Below are 17443 nucleotides of genomic sequence, written 5' to 3' on the forward strand. Positions count from 1 at the left end.
AGCAGTGGGCAACCCATGGTCTCCACCGACAACGCGCCGGCGCCGGCCCCCGACGGCCGGGCCGCCGCACCGGCCGGCACCGCCAAGCGGCAGTTGCCGTCGTTCCTGGTCATCGGCGTGCTCAGCACGCTCTTCTACCTCGGCCTGTACGTGGTGGCCCGCCAGGTCGTCGACCAGCAGGCGGCCAACCTGATCGCCCTGGCGGTGAGCGCGGTCGCCAACACCGCCGCCAACCGGCGCTTCACCTTCGGCATCACCGGCTCGGAGGGCGCGGTGCGCCACCAGCTCCAGGGCGCCGTCGCCTTCCTGATCGGCCTGGGCCTGAGCAGCGGCGCGCTCGCCCTGCTGGCCCTGCTCGCGCCGCACGCCTCGCGGGTGGTCGAGGTGGCCGGCCTGATCGTGGCCAACGGCCTCGCGACGGTGGCCCGGTTCGTCCTCCTCAAGGTGTGGGTCTTCAGGACCCGTTGAGGGGGACGAACCGGGCCACCGGGGGCCTGGCGTCGTACGGTCGTCAGGGCGCGGCGACCGGCTCCGCGGCCGGCTCGGCCGGCACCGGGGCGGCCTTGCGGGCCCGGCGTTCGGCCAGCGCGCGCACCGGCCGCGGCGTCCAGTCCTTCGCCTTCAGCGCGGGCTTCTCGACCAGGTACCAGGAGAGCGCCGCGAGGAGGATCGTCCCGCCGAGGGACAGCAGGAGGTAGACCTTCATGCCGTGCGTGTTGCCCCCGAGCGCGGCGACGGCCTGTTCGACGGTGAAGCCGTACACGTAGATGCCGTACGAGAGGTCCCGCTTGACGCCGATCCGTTGGAACGGCCGGGGCAGCCGGACCGCCAGCCAGAAGAGCAGGTACGCGAAGGCCGGGTAGCCGAACGCGAACAGCCCGCCGTAGCGCAGGCTGGCGACGAGCACGACGGCCGACAGCAGCGCCAGCCCGGCGTGGATCGGGATCCGCTCCTTGTACAGCTGCACCGTGGCGCCGAGCAGGAAGACGAACGCCAGGTAGACGAAGTACTGGGTGTAGACCTGGCCGAAGACCGGCACATGGATGTAGAAGCCCATGTGGTGCGGGTTGTTGACGAAGCCGGGGGTCGTCCGCCAGTCCTCGAAGACCAGGATCCAGCCGACCAGGGTCAGCAGCGGCACCGTCTTCTTCGCGCGCAGCAGCACGCCGCCGGCGGCCAGCAGGCCCATCATGACGTAGCAGAGCATCTCGTAGTCGAGCGACCAGAGGGAGCCGTTGATGCCGGGGTCGTGGTTGGTGCCGGCCTTCACGCCGTCGTCGATCACGTTCGAGATGTCGAACCCGGTGGAGAGCGAGGCGTTCCAGGCACCCTTCAGGTACCTCAGTGGCCCGTGCGAGTGCGACCAGTAGCCGTCGAGCGAGTGGTGGGTCCGGTAGTACAGGGCGGGTGCCACCAGCAGGACGCAGACCAGGAGCGACGCCCAGAGCCCGGGCAGGATGCGCAGGGCGCGGTGCCAGGAGTAGCGGCCGATCGTGCTGCGCATGGCACTTCCGGTGATCATGAACCCGGAGAGCGCGAAGAAGCCGACCACCGAGAGCCGGCCGAGGTCGATCTGGCCGCCGCTGAACTGGGAGAGCGGAGCGGGCCGGCCGAACCCGAGCGGGTAGGCGTGGGAGTAGACGACGGCTACCGCGAGGGTCGTCCGGATCGCGCCGAAGCTGTTCACGCGGCCGGACAGACTGCCTCCCCTCAGCCACGCGGGGCGTCGGGTGTCGACGCCCCCACGTATGCCGTGTGAGGGTCCCGCGGGGTGGGTCATGGTCCGTCCGATCCGGCCGGCTGGGGAGCGGCCTGGGAATGGGCCTGTGAGGGGGGCAGGGGGAACGGCTGAGGGGACGGGTGCACCTGCGCTCGTCCCCTCGGCCGGTCGGGCTCCGCTACTGCTGCTTCAGCGAGTCCGTGTAGGCCTTGCAGGCCTGGTAGTCCGGCAGCAGGCCGGTGGCGAGGGCCTCCGAGAGGGAGGGCGCCACCGCGTCGCGGGCGGAGAGCTGCGGGGCGTCGGTCGGCCACTCGATGCCGAGGTCCGGGTCCAGCGGGTGCACGCCGTGCTCGCCGGTCGGGTTGTACGTCGCCGAGCAGAGGTAGGTCAGCGTGGCGTCGTCGGTGAGGGCGCAGAAGCCGTGGCCGAGGCCCTCGGGGATGTAGACGGCCTTGCGCTCGGTGTCGTCCAGCCGGACGAACTCCCACTTGCCGAAGTTCGGCGAGCCGACCCGCAGGTCGACGATGACGTCCAGCACCGCGCCGCGGGTGCAGGCCACGTACTTGGCCTGGCCGGGCGGGACGTCGGCGAAGTGGATGCCGCGGACGACGTCCTTGGCGGAGAGCGACAGGTTGGCCTGGGCCAGGTTCAGCGGGTGGCCGACGACCTCGGCGAGCCGGTCGAAGCGGTACCACTCGGTGAAGTGGCCGCGGGCGTCGCCGTGCACCTGCGGGGTGATCTCGAAGGCGCCCTCGATGGAGAGCTCGCGGAACTTCACTTGGCGGCCGCCTCTTCGAGCAGGCCCAGCAGGTACTGGCCGTAGCCGCTCTTCAGCAGCGGCTCGGCGAGCTCGCGCAGCTGGGCGTCGTCGATCAGGCCGGCCCGCCAGACGGCCTCCTCGATGCAGCCGATCTTGAAGCCCTGGCGCTCCTCGATGACCCGGACGAACTCCGAGGCCTGGACCATCGACACGAACGTGCCGGTGTCCAGCCAGGCGGTGCCGCGGTCGAGGATCGTCACGTGCAGGTCGCCGGTCTGCAGGTAGGCGTCGTTGACGGCGGTGATCTCCAGCTCGCCGCGGGCGCTCGGCTGCAGGTTGCGGGCGATCTCGACCACCCGGTTGTCGTAGAAGTACAGGCCCGGAACGGCGTAACGGGACTTGGGCTCGGTCGGCTTCTCCTCGATGGAGAGGACCTGGCCGCTCTCGTCGAACTCGACCACGCCGTACGCGGTCGGGTCGGCCACCGGGTAGGCGAAGACCCGGCCGCCCTTGATGTCCGAGTGCTCGGTGAGCCGGGTGCCCAGGCCGCTGCCGTGGAAGATGTTGTCGCCGAGGATCAGGGCCACCGGCTCGTCACCGATGAAGTCCGCGCCGAGCACGAAGGCCTGGGCGATGCCCTCGGGCTTCTCCTGGACGGCGTACTGGAGCTTCAGGCCGAACTGGGAACCGTCGCCCAGCAGCCGTTCGAACTGGTCCCGGTCGTTCGGGGTGGTGATGATCAGGATTTCGCTTATCCCGGCCATCACGAGGGTCGAGAGGGGGTAGTAGATCATCGGCTTGTCGAAGACCGGGAGGAGCTGCTTCGACACCGCACGGGTCAGCGGCCACAGCCGCGAGCCGGTGCCGCCGGCCAGGAGGATTCCACGCATGGGTGCACCTTATTCGAGATCGGTGAACGCGGGAGGGGCCGGGTCGGGAGGGTGTTCGGGCGGCGGTAGACTACGCGCATTATGCGCATCCTCGTGACCGGCGGCGCCGGATTCATCGGTTCGGAGTTCGTCCGTCAGCTCCTCGGGGCTGACGAGAATGCCCGGATCACGGTCTTTGACAAGCTCACCTACTCGGGTGTCCTGGAGAACCTGGCCCCGGTGGCCGGGCACCAGGGCTACACCTTCGTCCAGGGCGACATCTGCGATGTGGACGCCGTCGACCAGGTCATGCCGGGTCACGACGTGGTGGTGCACTTCGCCGCCGAGTCCCACGTGGACCGCTCGATCGCCGGTGCGGGCCCGTTCGTGCTGACCAACGTCGTGGGCACCCAGGTGCTGCTCGACGCGGCCCGCAAGCACGGCGTCGGCCGCTTCGTGCACATCTCCACCGACGAGGTGTACGGCTCGATCAACGAGGGCTCCTGGACCGAGACCTGGCCGCTGGAGCCGAACTCCCCGTACTCCGCCTCGAAGGCCTCCTCCGACCTGCTGGCGCTGGCCTACCACCGCACCCACGGCATGGACGTCGTGGTGACCCGCTGCTCCAACAACTACGGGCACTACCAGTTCCCGGAGAAGGTCATCCCGCTGTTCACCACCAACCTGATCGACGGCAAGAAGGTGCCGCTGTACGGCGACGGTGGCAACGTCCGCGACTGGCTGCACGTCTCGGACCACTGCCGGGGCATCGAGCTGGTCATGCGCGGCGGCCGGGCCGGTGAGGTCTACAACATCGGCGGCGGCACCGAGGCCACCAACAAGGAGCTGACCGGCCTGCTGCTCGAGGCCGCGGGCGCCGGCTGGGACATGGTCGAGCACGTCGAGGACCGCAAGGGCCACGACCTCCGCTACTCCATCGACATCAGCAAGATCCGCGAGGAGCTCGGCTACGAGCCGCAGGTCCGCTTCGAGGACGGCCTCGCCGCGACCATCGCCTGGTACCGCGAGAACCGCGCCTGGTGGGAGCCGCTGAAGCAGAAGGCGGCCCTGGCCAAGTGACCGCGAACGCCGCCGCGCCCGTGCGCTGGCTGGTCACCGGCGCGGCCGGGATGCTCGGGCAGGACCTGCTGTCGGTGCTGGGCGCCGACGGGGCCGCCGAGGTCACCGCGCTGCGCCGGGCGGACCTCGACATCACCGACGCGGCGGCCGTCCAGGCCGCCGTCGAGGGCCACGACATCGTGGTCAACTGCGCCGCCTGGACGAACGTCGACGCCGCGGAGACGGAGGAGGACGCCGCCACCGCCGTCAACGGCACCGGCGTGCGCCTCCTCGCCGCGGCGTGCGCCAAGGCCGGCGCGCGGCTGCTGCACGTCTCCACCGACTACGTCCTTCCGGGTGACGCCACCGAGCCCTGCCCGGAGGACGCCCCGACCGCGCCGGTGAACGCGTACGGCCGCAGCAAGCTGGTGGGGGAGCAGGCGGTCGCCGAACTGCTCCCCGAGCACGGCTACGTGGTGCGCACCGCCTGGCTGTACGGCGAGCACGGCCCGAACTTCGTGGCCACCATGCTCAAGCTCGCCGCCCAGCGGGACACCCTGGACGTGGTGGACGACCAGCACGGCCAGCCGACCTGGTCGTACGCGCTGGCCGGCCGCCTGGTCGAGCTCGGCCGGGCCGCGCTCGCCGGGCAGGCCCCGGCCGGGATCTACCACGGCACCGCGAGCGGCCGCACCACCTGGTGCGGGCTGGCCCGCGAGAGCTACGCGCTGAGCGGGCTGGACCCGGAGCGGATCCGCCCGACCACGTCGGAGGCCTTCGTCCGCCCGGCCGCCCGTCCGGCCTTCAGCGTCCTGGCGCACGACCGCTGGGCCGCCGCCGGGCTGGCTCCGCTGCCCGAGTGGCGGGCCATGCTGGCCGAGGCCCTGGCCCGGCCCGTCTTCGCCGAACTGGCCGCCACGGCCCGGACCACGGAGAGCGACAGACCTCAGTGAAGAACGCACTGACGAAGGTGGCTGCCGCGCTACCGCCGGGAACCCTGGCGGTGGCCGGCGGCACCGTCGTATTGGGCGCCGCCTCCTACATCCACCTCGGGGTGGCGGGCCACAGCCTGTCCGTCGACGACATGGCGAACGTCTCGCTGCTGTGGACGATCGTGATGTCGGTGGGCATCGGCGTCTTCTTCCCGATCGAGCAGGAGCTCACCCGGATCGTCGCGGCGCGGGCGGCGCTCGGCCACGGTGCCGCGCCGGTACTGCGCCGGGCGACCCTGCTCACCGGCGGGATCCTCGCGGCGACCCTGGCCGTCCTCGGCGCCGCCTCCGGCCCGATCGCCCGGGCGATGTTCCACGGGGACCGCTCGCTGGTGCTGGCCCTCGGCGGCGCCTTCACCGGCATGGCCGTCTGCTACCTCACCCGCGGCGTGCTGGCCGGCCTCGGCCGCTTCGGCGCGTACGGCACCCAGCTCGGCCTGGACGGCGGCCTGCGGATCGGCCTGGCCTTCGCCTGCGGCGTGGCCGGGGTGCACTCGGCGCTCGCGTTCAGCCTGATCCTGGCCGTCGCGCCGATCCTGGCCGCGATCGTCACGCTGCCGCCGCTGCTGCGCGCGGTGAAGCCCGGCGAGCAGATCGGCTGGTCCGAACTCTGCTCCGGCCTCGGCCTGTTGATCTGCTCGACGCTGCTTTCGCAGGTCGTGGTGAACGCGGCCGTGGTGAGCACCAAGCTGCTCGCGCCGTCCGACTCCGCGCTGATCGCCGCCCTGCTCAACGCGCTGGTGCTGGCCCGGGTGCCGCTGTTCGTCTTCGGTTCGCTCCAGGCCTCGCTGCTGAACGGCCTCTCCGCCGCGATCGCGGTCGGGGACCGGGCCGCGTTCACCGGGATGCTCAAGAAGATCGGCGCCGTGGTGGGCGCGCTCGGCCTGCTCGGCGGGATCCCGGCGGTCGCCCTCGGCCCGTGGCTGATCCAGGTGCTGTTCGGCGCCAAGCCGGTGCTCGGCTGCCTCGACTTCTTCTGGTTGTCCGCCGGAACCGTGGCGTACATGTTCGCGATGGTGCTCGGCCAGGCGCTGATGGTATTCAAGCGTCACAACCTTCAGCTGCTCTGCTGGGCGGTCGGCACCGTGGTCCTCGCCGGGGTGACCTTCCTGCCCGGCGACGTGTCCACCCGCGTGATCCTCGCGTACACCGCGGGTTCCGTGGCCACGGTCCTCGGTATGCTGGCGGTCCTGAGGCAGAGTTTCGCCCGTTCGGCGACGAATTCCGCAGGCCTCGTCCAGCAGCCGGGGGACTCGAACGCCGCGGTGTTGAGCAGCCGGACGGCCGGTGAGTGACCGTGTCCGCCCCTCATCTTCAGATCGCCGCGCAGCAGCGCGGGCCAGACCCCATTGATGGAGCCTCCGTGTCCCAGTACGACGATGTTTGGCTGGTGATCCCGGCCTACAACGAGGGCCAGGTGATCGCCGACGTTGTGGAGGGGGCGCGAAAGACGTTCCCGAACATCGTGGTGGTCGATGACGGCAGCGGCGACGACTCGGCCAAGCACATCATGGAGACGGGCGCGCACCTGGTGCGCCACCCGGTCAACCTCGGCCAGGGTGCCGCCCTCCAGACCGGCCTCGCCTACGCCCTGGCCCAGCCCGGTGCCAAGTACTTCGCCACCTTCGACGCCGACGGCCAGCACCAGACCGCCGACGTCGAGAAGATGGTCGCCCTGCTGCGGGAGGGCGACGTGGACGTCGTCCTCGGCTCGCGCTTCATCGAGCAGAACGGGCAGGTGCCGTGGATCAAGCGGGTCGTCCTGCGGACCGCGGCGACCGTCAGCCCGACCGCTCGCAAGCTCAAGCTGACCGACGCCCACAACGGCCTGCGCGTGCTCAACCGCGAGGCCGCCGGTCGGCTGCGGATCACCATGAACGGCATGGCGCACGCGTCGGAGATCGTCAGCTACCTCGCCGGCTCGGACCTCCGGGTCGCCGAACTCCCGGTGGACATCCTGTACACCGACTACTCACGCGCCAAGGGTCAGTCCCTGATCAACGGCGTCAACATCATCTTCGACATCTCGCTGCGGGAGCGTAGCCGCCGATGAAATTCTTCTGGATCCAGCTGGTTCTCATTCTCGGCTCGGTCTCTCTCGCCTTCATGTTCATCCGGCGTTGGGACCGTGCCAACACCCGCGCCTGGAAGCGCATCGCGTTCTCGGTCTTCGTGCTGGTGAACATCTACGCGGTGCTGCGTCCCACCGACGTGACCTGGCTGGCCCACCAGCTCGGCGTCGGCCGCGGCACCGACCTGGTGCTGTACGTGATGGTGCTGGGGATGGGCTTCCTGACCCTGAACACCTTCCTGCGCTTCCGCTCGCTGGAGAAGAAGCTCACCGACCTGGCGCGCACCGTGGCGATCAACGAGGGCGCCCGCCTGAACGAGGAGCGCTTCGACCTGGACCTGCCGGTCTCGGCGCCGGTCGACCGCAGCAAGGCCTGAGCCCGTGGCGACCTTCGAGTTCATGCTGCCGTACTACGGCGACGTGGCGCTGATGCAGGCCGCGGTGCGGAGCATCCTCGCGCAGACCGACCGGGACTTCCGGCTGACCGTCATCGACGACGGCAAGGAGCCGGACGTCCCGGGCTGGTTCGCCTCGCTCGGCGACGACCGGGTGACGTACCTGCGCAACGAGCAGAACCTGGGCATCACCAAGAACTTCCAGAAGTGCGTGGAGCTGTCCACGGCCGACCACGTGGTCATCATGGGCTGCGACGACCTGTTGCACCCGCACTACCTGGAGACCGTCCGCTCGGTCCTCAAGGCCAACCCGGACCTGGGCATGGTCCAGCCGGGCGTCGAGGTCATCGACGGCAACGGCGAGGTCAGCCGTTCCGGCCTGGCGGACAACGTCAAGGACAAGATCTACGCGCCGACCGTCAAGGGCCGGCGGCTGATGGGCGGCGAGGAGCTGGCCGCGAGCGTGCTGCGCGGCAACTGGCTCTACTTCCCGTCGATCTGCTGGCGGGGCGAGGCGCTGCGCGCGGTCAACTTCCGTGACGAGTACTCGGTGATCCAGGACCTGGCCCTGGTCGTCGACCTGCTGGAGCGGGGCGAGCAGATGATGGTGGACAACACCACCGTCGTCTTCCAGTACCGCCGGCACGCCGTCAGCGAGTCCTCGGTGCAGGCCTTCTCCGGCACCCGGTTCACCGAGGCGGAGCGGTACTTCAACGCGGTGGCCGAGCGGATGGACGCCCGCGGCTGGCCGAAGGCCGCCCGTGCGGCCCGGTTCCGCAGCGCCTCCCGGCTGCACGCGCTGACCATGCTGCCGGGCGCGCTGAAGCGCGGCCAGCGGGCCGGCGCCAAGGTGCTGGTCCGCCACGCGCTGACCGGCGGAGAGCGGCACTGACGCCACGCGAGTCCTGATACGGCACTGGGCCGGTAGTCCGATCGGACTACCGGCCCAGTGCCGTATCAGGGTCGGGTGAGGGTCACTCGGGCAGGTCCGCGGAGAATCCGGGGAGCAGTTCACCCTTGCGCGGGTACGGGTTGACCTTCGGGCAGATCAGCTTCCCGAGGTCGACCTTCGGGTCCGACGGGTTCAGGAGCCCCGGGGCCTCGTTGCACTTGGGCGCGTAGGGGGAGCAGTGCCCCTTGGTGTCGGCGGTGGTCTGCGAGATCCAGGCCAGCATGCCGGTGCCCTCGTGCGGGTCGGGCATGTACTTGCTGGCGGTGGCGGAGCCCGCCATGCCGAAGAGCAGGCCCAGCGCGCAGATGGCGCCGATGGCCACGGCGCGCGGGTTGAGGCCCAGCGGGAGCCGGCGGCCGGTCTCCTCGGCCGTCTCGGCGGCGGCCGAAACGGCGCTCCGACGGCGGCGGGCGATCAGGTAGCACGCCAGGCCGACCAGGACCAGCAGGCAGTAGAGCAGCTGCGCGCTGGTGCGCGGGTAGAGCATGACGGCCTGGTCGCGCTCCATGTGGGAGGCGTACCAGTAGCGCATCAGCAGGGCGCTCGCCGAGCAGGCGGCGGCGGTCAGGACGGCGGCCCGGCCGATCCCGAGGGCCAGCGCCACGCCCAGGCCGACCAGCAGCAGGATCGTGAAGAGACCGACCCCGCCGAGCTCGCCGGGCAGCGGCCAGGTGCTCTGGCCGTCGGTGCCGGGAAGGTCGTCGCGCCACATCGCGAAGTAGGTCGGCTCGGTGTAGGTGTCGAAGTAGCAGTAGCGGTCGACCGTGCTTCCGGCGGACCCGAGCAGCCGGACCAGGTAGAGGGAGGAGGCGGCCAGGAAGACCCCGGACGCGGCACCGATCGCGGTCAGGGCGTTGAGCAGGCCGGGGGTCCCGCCGGTGCGACGGGCACGCAGCAGCAGCGCCACGGTGAGCACCACCACTCCGACGGCGGACCACACGAACCAGCCGGAGTAGAGGTTGAACAGCAGCGCGATGCCGAGGCCGAGCACGGCGCCGCGGACGGCGACGGTGCGGCGCGGGAGTTCCGGGGCGCGCTGCAGGAGCTGCATCAGCTTCGCCAGCACGGGGACGAAGGCGACGAGCACGAAGGTGGTGTACGGCTTGTACGGCTGCGCCATCGGCAGCGCGGCGGTGACGCCGATCCCGAGCGCCCAGAGCGGGGGCAGCAGCAGCCGCCAGGACAGGTAGGCGAGCGGGCCCAGCAGCGCGACGAACACCAGGTCGACGAGCTTGAGCGCGTGGCCGATCTCGCCGTGGGTGAGGTGCTCGGCGACGAAGGCGACGATGTGCGGGAACATCGGCGGGTAGGCGCCGTCGAGGGGCTTGCCGTCCATCAGGGCGCTGACCCAGGCCTGGAGGTTGCCGGAGTCACCCGACTGGGCGTACAGCGGCCAGTCGGTGCCGCGCAGCGCGAGCGAGACGCCGGCCGCCAGGACGCCGGAGGACAGGCCCGCGACCGCGGCGGCGGCGAACCGGACCGGGACGTCCGCCCAGCGGCGCATCGCCGGCACCAGGACCACGACGATGACACCGAGCAGCAGCAGGAGCCGGAGCTGCAGCGCGGCGAGGCCGCTGACCTGGCCGATCCGCGACATGGGGTTGAGCTGGACGGACGTCGCCAGGCCCGTCATGAGCAGGGCCGCCGTGACCGCGGTCAGGATCTCCGCGGCCCAGAGGACTGCGGGGCGGCGCAGGGCTGCCCGTCTTGTTCGGCTGGACGGTATGCCCTGTTGCATGCCCGGGGTGGAGGCGGGCTGCACGCTCGTCGTCACTGTTCGGTCCTTCTGCCTTCCGCAGCGATTCGGTACGGAGGCGGTGTGTGGTTTCGGTGCCGGACACCGCGATTCTGCCAGCACCCCGGGCACGGGATCATCAGGGGCCGAACCACCCTGCCCCAGTAGGACGTTGTCGTCCACGAGGGCGGAGCGCGTTGGCTCCGGCAGATCGCCGCGTGGCACACTGCCGATGCGCTTCGACGAGTGGTGGCGGGAATCGAGGCGCGCCGCCCGGAGCCGGTCACGACGAGATCGTCAAACTCATACAAGTAGGGAAGTGTCCCGGTGCAGCCGCTGATCGACTCTGCCCACACGTCCGACGGTCCGGACCGGGGTGAGGACGGCGGCACGAACGCGCCCGACACCCCGGTCGTGCCGGCCCGGCTGCGGGCGCTCGCCGCCCACCGCTGGTTCTGGCCGGTGGCCCTGCTGCTCGGGTACGGCGGGCAGGTGGTGTTCCGCCTGGTGCTGTCGATCCACAACTACTTCCCGTCGGTGCACGCCGACGAGGACTCCTACCTGGTGATCGCGCGGGTGCTGGCCGGCCGGTCGGCCACCGAGCTGCCGGTCGGGGTGGTGATCCCCGGCGGGTACCCGCTGCTGATATCGCCGGCGCTGCGGATCGCCGACAGCCCGGCCATGGCGTACCACCTGGTCATGGGCATCAACGCGGTGCTCAACGCGCTGGTGTTCCCGCTGGCCGTGGTGGCGGCGCGCCGGCTGGGCCTGTCCCGGCCGCACTCCTACCTGGTGGGCACCGCCGTGGCGCTGGTGCCGCCGGTGGTCTTCTACTCCCAGTTCGCCATGTCGGACACCGTGCTCCCGGTGCTCCTGCTGGCCTGGCTGCTCGCGATGCACGGCTGGCTCTCGCCCGGTACGACGGGCCGCCGCGCGCTGTACGCGGTGGGGATGGGCCTGGCGGCCGGCTACTCGCTGGCCACCCACGACCGCGGCGGCGTGGTCGTGGCGCTGACCGCGCTGGTCCTGGTCGTGGTGCTGGCCTTCGGCTGGGCGCCGAGACTCGCCTCGCTGGCCGGCGTCGGCGCGCTCGGGGTGTCGTACCTGGGCGCGCAGCTGCTGGCCGGCTTCGTCAGGAGCCGGTTCAAGGACGTGCCGCCGAGCGACGTCGGCAACAAGGTCTTCGAGAACCTCGGGGACAGCAAGTACATCGGCACGATCATCGCCCGCACGTTCGGACAGCTGTGGTACTTCATGACCTCCACGTACGGCTTCGGGGCGATCGCCCTGGTGCTGTGCGTGGCGGTGGTGTTCCGGCGCCGGTACACGGTGGCCGAGCGGGTGGTGGCCTTCACCATGGTGGCGCTGCTGTTCGGCACCGCGCTGGCGTCCGCGGCCGGCCTGGCGGACAACGACCGGACCGACAACTGGGTGTACGCCCGGTACTGCGCGGTGCTGGTGCCGCTGTTCCTGGTGGTCGGCCTGGCCGCGCTGTGGCGGGCCGGGGTCCGGGCGCTGCTGTGGTCGGCGCTGGCAGGCACCGTGCTGATCGGGGTCATCCAGCTGTCGGTCGGCGCGTACGCGGGCTCCGCGCTCAAGCTCTGGGTCAGTCCGTGGACGGTGCCGGACGCGATGTTCCTGGCCTCCACCTGGGACGGCCTGCACATGATCCGGACGACCTTCGGGGCGCTGGCGGTGCTGGCCGCGTGCCTGCTGCTGCGGGTGGCCGGCGGGCGCCGGGTGGTCGCCGCCGTGGTGGGGTGCGTGACGCTGTTCGCCGCCTATGCGACGGTCGCCGTCACCGGTAACGTCGCCCAACCGCACGCCAAGGAGCGCAAGTACCAGGCGGTCGGAATGGCCAAGGAGGCGGGCCTGCGCAAGGACGACAACGTCGTCCTGGACATGGACCTCGACTGGGACGCCCGGATGTCGATGGCCTACGAGGTCTACTGGGGCCGGGTCTGGTCGGACGACCTGAAGGACGGTTCCAACCCGCCGCAGGAGGCCACCGCGTACCTGGCCGGCTGGGCCAAGGGCGCCCTGCCCCAGGCCAGCTGGCCGGACGCGAGGCCCGGCTGGCACATCGCGAAGTTCAACAAGGACAAGGGCTGGGTGCTCTGGCGCAGGGACTGACCCGGGCGTCACCCCGTCGGGGCCGGTGAGGAGCGCCTCACCGGCCCCGATTGGCATCCGGGCTGCTCCATGTGGCAGTATGTCCAAGTTGCTCGGTTGAGTGCCGATGCTGCGCGCCTCCCGCCGGGAGGACCGGAAGCGAGTCCCATGTACTCGTCGTTCCCGTGATGGCCGTCAAGCGTGAGTTCTACGCCACGGCAGCTGCGGGGCGAAAGTACGGGAATCTTCCGGGAAGCGTGAGCGGGGCCTCGATCCGGCACCCCCACCCCGAAAGTTCGAAACCGACGAAGTACTTCGCCGGTTTTTTGCAAGCGCGAGTGCGACACGCCCGAGCGCGGGGGTCGGAGGGGGTCGTGCAGTGACTAAGGACAAAGGACTACTGAGTAGCCATGGCGGGACAGAAGATCCGCATCCGGCTCAAGGCCTACGACCACGAGGTCATCGACTCCTCGGCGAAGAAGATCGTCGAGACGGTGATTCGTACTGGTGCGCAGGTCGCGGGCCCGGTGCCGCTGCCCACTGAGAAGAACGTGTACTGCGTCATCCGCTCGCCGCACAAGTACAAGGACTCGCGCGAGCACTTCGAGATGCGTACTCACAAGCGTCTGATCGACATCCTCGACCCCACGCCGAAGACGGTTGACTCGCTCATGCGTCTCGACCTGCCGGCGGGCGTCGACATCGAGATCAAGCTCTGAGAGGCGCACCGAAGATGGCTAAGCAGATTAAGGGCATCCTGGGCGAGAAGCTCGGCATGACCCAGGTCTGGGACGAGAACAACCGGGTCGTCCCGGTGACCGTCGTCAAGGCTGGGCCGAATGTCGTGACCCAGGTCCACACCGCCGACAGCCCGGCCGGCTACGACGCCGTCCAGATCGGCTTCGGCGAGATCGACCCCCGCAAGGTGAACAAGCCCCTCGCGGGCCACTTCGCCAAGGCCGGTGTCACCCCGCGCCGTCACCTGGTCGAGCTGCGTACCTCGGACGCGTCCGAGTACACCCTGGGCCAGGAGATCACCGCCGAGCTGTTCGAGGCGGGTGTCAAGGTCGACGTGACCGGCACCTCCAAGGGCAAGGGCTTCGCCGGTGTCATGAAGCGCCACAACTTCCGGGGCCTCGGCGCCGGTCACGGTGTGCAGCGCAAGCACCGCTCGCCCGGCTCGATCGGTGGCTGTGCCACCCCGGGTCGTGTGTTCAAGGGCGTACGGATGGCCGGCCGGATGGGCCACGAGCGCGTGACCACCCAGAACCTGACCATCCATGCCGTTGACGCGGAGAAGGGGCTGCTCCTGATCAAGGGCGCAATCCCGGGCCCGAACGGCGGCCTCGTCCTCGTCCGCACCGCGGCGAAGGGGCTGTGAGGATATGAGCACCATTGACATCCTGTCGCCCTCGGGCGACAAGACCGGCAGCCTCGAGCTGCCGGCCGAGATCTTCGACGCGAAGGTCAGCGTTCCGCTGATGCACCAGGTCGTCGTGGCGCAGCTCGCTGCGGCCCGTCAGGGCACCCACAAGACCAAGACTCGTGCCGAGGTCCGCGGTGGCGGCAGGAAGCCGTACCGCCAGAAGGGCACCGGCCGCGCCCGTCAGGGCTCGACCCGTGCGCCGCAGTTCGCCGGCGGTGGCGTCGTGCACGGTCCCGTGCCGCGCGACTACTCGCAGCGGACCCCGAAGAAGATGATCGCCGCCGCCCTGCGCGGTGCGCTCACCGACCGGGCCCGCCACAACCGCATCCACGTCGTCACCGACGTGGTCGCGGCCGAGGCGCCGTCGACCAAGGCCGCCAAGGGTCTGTTCGGCAAGATCACCGAGCGCAAGAACATCCTCCTCGTCGTCGAGCGTGCCGACGAGCTGGGTCTCAAGAGCGCCCGCAACCTGCCGCACGTGCACATCCTGGACGCTGGCCAGCTGAACACCTACGACGTGCTCGTCTCCGACGATGTGGTCTTCACCCAGGCCGCCTTCGAGCGTTTCGTGGCGGGTCCCGCCGCGTCTGCCAAGGCCGTGGCTGCTGAGGGCGAGCTCGAAGGGAGCGCCGCCTGATGGCTGCAGAGATCACGAGCAAGACGTTCACGGACCCCCGTGACGTCCTGGTGAAGCCGGTCATCTCCGAGAAGAGCTACTCGCTCCTCGACGAGAACAAGTACACGTTCGTCGTGTCGCCCGGTGCCAACAAGACCCAGATCAAGCAGGCCGTCGAGGCGGTCTTCTCGGTCAAGGTCGAGTCCGTCAACACGCTCAACCGTCAGGGCAAGCGCAAGCGCTCCAAGACGGGCTTTGGCAAGCGCAAGGACACCAAGCGCGCCATCGTGACGCTGGCTGAGGGCAACCGCATCGACATCTTCGGTGGTCCGGTCTCCTAACGGAGGTCGTGATCGTCGATAAGGACGAGGACGAGAGAGCCAAATGGGCATCCGCAAGTACAAGCCGACTACGCCGGGCCGTCGTGGCTCCAGCGTGGCCGACTTCGTAGAGATCACGCGGTCCACCCCGGAGAAGTCGCTGGTTCGCCCCCTGCACAGCAAGGGCGGCCGTAACAACGCCGGTCGGATCACCGTTCGCCACCAGGGTGGCGGTCACAAGCGCGCCTACCGCGTGATCGACTTCCGTCGTCACGACAAGGACGGCGTGCCGGCCAAGGTCGCGCACATCGAGTACGACCCGAACCGCACCGCGCGCATCGCGCTCCTGCACTACGCGGACGGCGAGAAGCGCTACATCATCGCGCCGCGTGGCATCACGCAGGGTGACCGGATTGAGAACGGCCCTGGCGCCGACATCAAGCCGGGCAACAACCTGCCGCTTCGCAACATCCCGGTCGGTACGACCATCCACGCGGTGGAGCTGCGTCCCGGTGGCGGTGCCAAGATGGCCCGCTCCGCCGGTTCCGGCATTCAGCTGCTGGCGCGTGAGGGCAAGATGGCGCACCTGCGCATGCCCTCCGGTGAGATCCGCCTGGTCGACGCGCGCTGCCGCGCGACCGTCGGCGAGGTCGGCAACGCCGAGCAGTCGAACATCAACTGGGGCAAGGCCGGCCGTATGCGCTGGAAGGGCGTTCGCCCGACCGTGCGTGGTGTGGCCATGAACCCGATCGACCACCCGCACGGTGGTGGTGAGGGTAAGACCTCCGGTGGTCGCCACCCGGTCTCGCCGTGGGGCCAGAAGGAGGGTCGTACCCGTCGCCCGAAGAAGGCGTCGGACGCTCTCATCGTGCGCCGCCGCAAGACCAACAAGAAGCGCTAGGAGCAGGTCAGATGCCGCGCAGTCTCAAGAAGGGCCCCTTCATCGACGGCCACCTTCTCAAGAAGGTGGACGCTCAGAACGAGGCGGGTACCCAGAACGTCATCAAGACCTGGTCCCGTCGTTCCGTGATCTTCCCGGCCATGCTCGGCCACACGATCGCGGTTCACGATGGCCGCAAGCACGTCCCGGTGTTCGTCACCGAGTCGATGGTCGGCCACAAGCTCGGCGAGTTCGCGCCGACGCGCACGTTCCGCGGTCACGTCAAGGACGACCGCAAGTCGAAGCGTCGCTAGTCGCCAGCGAGATTACCGACTCAATGACTTACACCAGCAAGGGGACAACCATGGAAGCCAGGGCCCAGGCGCGGTACATCCGCGTCACGCCCATGAAGGCCCGCCGCGTGGTGGACCTCATCCGTGGCCTGAACGCCACGGAGGCCCAGGCGGTCCTGCGTTTCGCTCCGCAGGCCGCCACCGTGCCGGTCGGCAAGGTGCTCGACAGCGCCATTGCCAACGCCGTGCACAACTACAACCACAACAACGTGGACGACCTCGTCATCAGCGAGGCGTACGTTGACGAGGGCCCGACCCTGAAGCGGTTCCGTCCGCGTGCCCAGGGTCGTGCCTACCGGATCCGCAAGCGGACCAGCCACATCACCGTGGTCGTCAGCAGCAAGGAAGGGACCCGGTAATGGGCCAGAAGGTTAACCCGCACGGGTTCCGCCTCGGCATCAGCACGGACTTCAAGTCCCGCTGGTACGCCGACAAGCTGTACAAGGACTACGTCAAGGAAGACGTTGCCATTCGTCGCATGATGACGAAGGGCATGGAGCGCGCCGGCATCTCCAAGGTCGAGATCGAGCGCACCCGCGACCGCGTCCGCGTCGACATCCACACCGCCCGCCCCGGCATCGTCATCGGTCGCCGTGGCACCGAGGCCGACCGCATCCGCGGCGACCTCGAGAAGCTGACCGGCAAGCAGGTCCAGCTGAACATCCTCGAGGTCAAGAACCCCGAGCTGGACGCCCAGCTCGTGGCTCAGGGCGTCGCGGAGCAGCTGTCCTCCCGCGTCTCCTTCCGTCGTGCCATGCGCAAGTCGATGCAGGGCACCATGAAGTCCGGCGCCAAGGGCATCAAGGTCCAGTGCTCCGGTCGTCTCGGCGGCGCCGAGATGAGCCGTTCGGAGTTCTACCGCGAGGGTCGCGTGCCGCTGCACACCCTGCGCGCGAACGTCGACTACGGCTTCTTCGAGGCCAAGACCACCTTCGGCCGCATCGGCGTGAAGGTCTGGATCTACAAGGGCGACGTCAAGAACATCGCCGAGGTCCGCGCTGAGAACGCCGCTGCCCGCTCGGGCAACCGCCCGGCCCGTCCCGAGGGTGGTCGTCCCGCCCGCGGTGGCGAGCGCCGTGGTGGCGAGCGCGGTGGCCGTGGCCGTCGTCCCGCCGCTGCCGAGGCCCCCGCGGCCCCGGCCGCCGAGGCGCCGGCTGCCGAGAACACCGGAACGGAGGCCTGA

The 17443-nt window shown here is 69.9% G+C and carries 20 protein-coding genes; 16 read left to right on the forward strand and 4 right to left on the reverse strand.

Annotated elements, in window-relative coordinates:
* Positions 1–15: 15 nt before the first annotated feature.
* Positions 16–468: a GtrA family protein gene (locus ACGF0D_RS08325; protein ID WP_392914377.1), complete on the forward strand. Its 453-nt coding sequence runs from the start codon at positions 16–18 to the stop codon at positions 466–468.
* Between the two features lie 43 nt (positions 469–511).
* Here ACGF0D_RS08325 and ACGF0D_RS08330 read toward each other — a convergent pair whose 3' ends face one another.
* The 3 genes from ACGF0D_RS08330 to rfbA all read right to left on the reverse strand — a co-directional run bounded on the left by ACGF0D_RS08330 (position 512) and on the right by rfbA (position 3370).
* Complete coding sequence (locus tag ACGF0D_RS08330) at positions 512–1687, reverse strand: acyltransferase family protein (protein ID WP_392914378.1); 1176 nt, start codon at positions 1685–1687, stop codon at positions 512–514.
* A gap of 211 nt (positions 1688–1898) precedes the next feature.
* Positions 1899–2498 (reverse strand): dTDP-4-dehydrorhamnose 3,5-epimerase, encoded by a 600-nt coding sequence (rfbC, locus tag ACGF0D_RS08335; RefSeq protein WP_392867377.1) that lies wholly within the window; start codon positions 2496–2498, stop codon positions 1899–1901.
* Positions 2495–3370 carry a glucose-1-phosphate thymidylyltransferase RfbA gene (gene rfbA, locus ACGF0D_RS08340; RefSeq protein ID WP_392867373.1) on the reverse strand — a complete coding sequence of 292 codons (876 nt, stop codon included), beginning with the start codon at positions 3368–3370 and terminating at the stop codon, positions 2495–2497. The genes rfbC and rfbA overlap by 4 nt, the downstream gene beginning before the upstream one ends.
* Positions 3371–3451: 81 nt before the next feature.
* On the opposite strand from rfbA, the gene rfbB reads away from it, so the two are divergent.
* The 6 genes from rfbB to ACGF0D_RS08370 all read left to right on the forward strand — a co-directional run bounded on the left by rfbB (position 3452) and on the right by ACGF0D_RS08370 (position 8758).
* Complete coding sequence (rfbB, locus tag ACGF0D_RS08345; protein WP_392867370.1) at positions 3452–4429, forward strand: dTDP-glucose 4,6-dehydratase; 978 nt, start codon at positions 3452–3454, stop codon at positions 4427–4429.
* The gene (rfbD, locus tag ACGF0D_RS08350; RefSeq protein WP_392867367.1) at positions 4426–5361 is read left to right on the forward strand and encodes a dTDP-4-dehydrorhamnose reductase; all 936 of its coding nucleotides are present in this window, start codon (positions 4426–4428) and stop codon (positions 5359–5361) included. The genes rfbB and rfbD overlap by 4 nt, the downstream gene beginning before the upstream one ends.
* On the forward strand, positions 5358–6695 hold the full coding sequence (locus ACGF0D_RS08355) for a lipopolysaccharide biosynthesis protein (protein WP_392914379.1): 1338 nt from the start codon (positions 5358–5360) through the stop codon (positions 6693–6695). Before rfbD ends, ACGF0D_RS08355 begins: the two co-directional genes overlap by 4 nt.
* 68 nt (positions 6696–6763) lie before the next feature.
* Positions 6764–7453, forward strand: coding sequence for a glycosyltransferase family 2 protein (locus ACGF0D_RS08360; RefSeq protein WP_392867362.1), 690 nt, complete (start codon positions 6764–6766; stop codon positions 7451–7453).
* Complete coding sequence (locus ACGF0D_RS08365) at positions 7450–7848, forward strand: DUF2304 domain-containing protein (protein ID WP_392914380.1); 399 nt, start codon at positions 7450–7452, stop codon at positions 7846–7848. Before ACGF0D_RS08360 ends, ACGF0D_RS08365 begins: the two co-directional genes overlap by 4 nt.
* A 4-nt stretch (positions 7849–7852) precedes the next feature.
* A complete protein-coding gene (locus ACGF0D_RS08370; RefSeq protein WP_392914381.1) occupies positions 7853–8758 on the forward strand; it encodes a glycosyltransferase family 2 protein in 906 nt (301 codons plus the stop codon).
* An 82-nt stretch (positions 8759–8840) separates the two neighbouring features.
* Here ACGF0D_RS08370 and ACGF0D_RS08375 read toward each other — a convergent pair whose 3' ends face one another.
* Positions 8841–10592, reverse strand: a complete 1752-nt coding sequence (locus tag ACGF0D_RS08375; RefSeq protein ID WP_392867353.1) for a hypothetical protein — start codon at positions 10590–10592, stop codon at positions 8841–8843.
* Between the two features lie 288 nt (positions 10593–10880).
* On the opposite strand from ACGF0D_RS08375, the gene ACGF0D_RS08380 reads away from it, so the two are divergent.
* The 9 genes from ACGF0D_RS08380 to rpsC all read left to right on the forward strand — a co-directional run bounded on the left by ACGF0D_RS08380 (position 10881) and on the right by rpsC (position 17443).
* Complete coding sequence (locus ACGF0D_RS08380; RefSeq protein ID WP_392914382.1) at positions 10881–12686, forward strand: hypothetical protein; 1806 nt, start codon at positions 10881–10883, stop codon at positions 12684–12686.
* A gap of 389 nt (positions 12687–13075) precedes the next feature.
* Positions 13076–13384 carry a 30S ribosomal protein S10 gene (gene rpsJ / locus ACGF0D_RS08385; protein ID WP_012785157.1) on the forward strand — a complete coding sequence of 103 codons (309 nt, stop codon included), beginning with the start codon at positions 13076–13078 and terminating at the stop codon, positions 13382–13384.
* Between the two features lie 14 nt (positions 13385–13398).
* Positions 13399–14046 (forward strand): 50S ribosomal protein L3, encoded by a 648-nt coding sequence (rplC, locus tag ACGF0D_RS08390; protein WP_030055817.1) that lies wholly within the window; start codon positions 13399–13401, stop codon positions 14044–14046.
* 4 nt (positions 14047–14050) lie between these two features.
* The gene (gene rplD / locus ACGF0D_RS08395) at positions 14051–14728 is read left to right on the forward strand and encodes a 50S ribosomal protein L4 (protein ID WP_392867347.1); all 678 of its coding nucleotides are present in this window, start codon (positions 14051–14053) and stop codon (positions 14726–14728) included.
* Complete coding sequence (gene rplW, locus ACGF0D_RS08400; protein WP_063348967.1) at positions 14728–15048, forward strand: 50S ribosomal protein L23; 321 nt, start codon at positions 14728–14730, stop codon at positions 15046–15048. The genes rplD and rplW overlap by 1 nt, the downstream gene beginning before the upstream one ends.
* Positions 15049–15091: 43 nt before the next feature.
* Complete coding sequence (rplB, locus tag ACGF0D_RS08405; protein ID WP_031063050.1) at positions 15092–15928, forward strand: 50S ribosomal protein L2; 837 nt, start codon at positions 15092–15094, stop codon at positions 15926–15928.
* A gap of 11 nt (positions 15929–15939) precedes the next feature.
* On the forward strand, positions 15940–16221 hold the full coding sequence (gene rpsS, locus ACGF0D_RS08410) for a 30S ribosomal protein S19 (RefSeq protein ID WP_030055821.1): 282 nt from the start codon (positions 15940–15942) through the stop codon (positions 16219–16221).
* Positions 16222–16271: 50 nt separating this feature from the next.
* Positions 16272–16619 carry a 50S ribosomal protein L22 gene (rplV, locus tag ACGF0D_RS08415; protein ID WP_033824229.1) on the forward strand — a complete coding sequence of 116 codons (348 nt, stop codon included), beginning with the start codon at positions 16272–16274 and terminating at the stop codon, positions 16617–16619.
* Positions 16619–17443: a 30S ribosomal protein S3 gene (gene rpsC, locus ACGF0D_RS08420; protein WP_030263494.1), complete on the forward strand. Its 825-nt coding sequence runs from the start codon at positions 16619–16621 to the stop codon at positions 17441–17443. Before rplV ends, rpsC begins: the two co-directional genes overlap by 1 nt.

The sequence above is a fragment of the Kitasatospora sp. NPDC048298 genome (assembly GCF_043201465.1).
In the GTDB taxonomy this organism is placed as follows: domain Bacteria; phylum Actinomycetota; class Actinomycetes; order Streptomycetales; family Streptomycetaceae; genus Kitasatospora.

Excerpts from the sequence above, each read along its gene's own strand:
- rpsC (WP_030263494.1), top strand. The coding sequence starts at position 16,619 with ATGGGCCAGAAGGTTAACCCGCACGGGTTCCGCCTCGGCATCAGCACG.
- rfbB (WP_392867370.1), top strand. The coding sequence starts at position 3,452 with ATGCGCATCCTCGTGACCGGCGGCGCCGGATTCATCGGTTCGGAGTTC.
- rplC (WP_030055817.1), top strand. The coding sequence starts at position 13,399 with ATGGCTAAGCAGATTAAGGGCATCCTGGGCGAGAAGCTCGGCATGACC.
- rpsS (WP_030055821.1), top strand. The coding sequence starts at position 15,940 with ATGCCGCGCAGTCTCAAGAAGGGCCCCTTCATCGACGGCCACCTTCTC.
- rplW (WP_063348967.1), top strand. The coding sequence starts at position 14,728 with ATGGCTGCAGAGATCACGAGCAAGACGTTCACGGACCCCCGTGACGTC.
- ACGF0D_RS08365 (WP_392914380.1), top strand. The coding sequence starts at position 7,450 with ATGAAATTCTTCTGGATCCAGCTGGTTCTCATTCTCGGCTCGGTCTCT.
- ACGF0D_RS08325 (WP_392914377.1), top strand. The coding sequence starts at position 16 with ATGGTCTCCACCGACAACGCGCCGGCGCCGGCCCCCGACGGCCGGGCC.
- rfbA (WP_392867373.1), bottom strand. The coding sequence starts at position 3,370 with ATGCGTGGAATCCTCCTGGCCGGCGGCACCGGCTCGCGGCTGTGGCCG.
- rplD (WP_392867347.1), top strand. The coding sequence starts at position 14,051 with ATGAGCACCATTGACATCCTGTCGCCCTCGGGCGACAAGACCGGCAGC.
- rplV (WP_033824229.1), top strand. The coding sequence starts at position 16,272 with ATGGAAGCCAGGGCCCAGGCGCGGTACATCCGCGTCACGCCCATGAAG.
- rplB (WP_031063050.1), top strand. The coding sequence starts at position 15,092 with ATGGGCATCCGCAAGTACAAGCCGACTACGCCGGGCCGTCGTGGCTCC.
- rpsJ (WP_012785157.1), top strand. The coding sequence starts at position 13,076 with ATGGCGGGACAGAAGATCCGCATCCGGCTCAAGGCCTACGACCACGAG.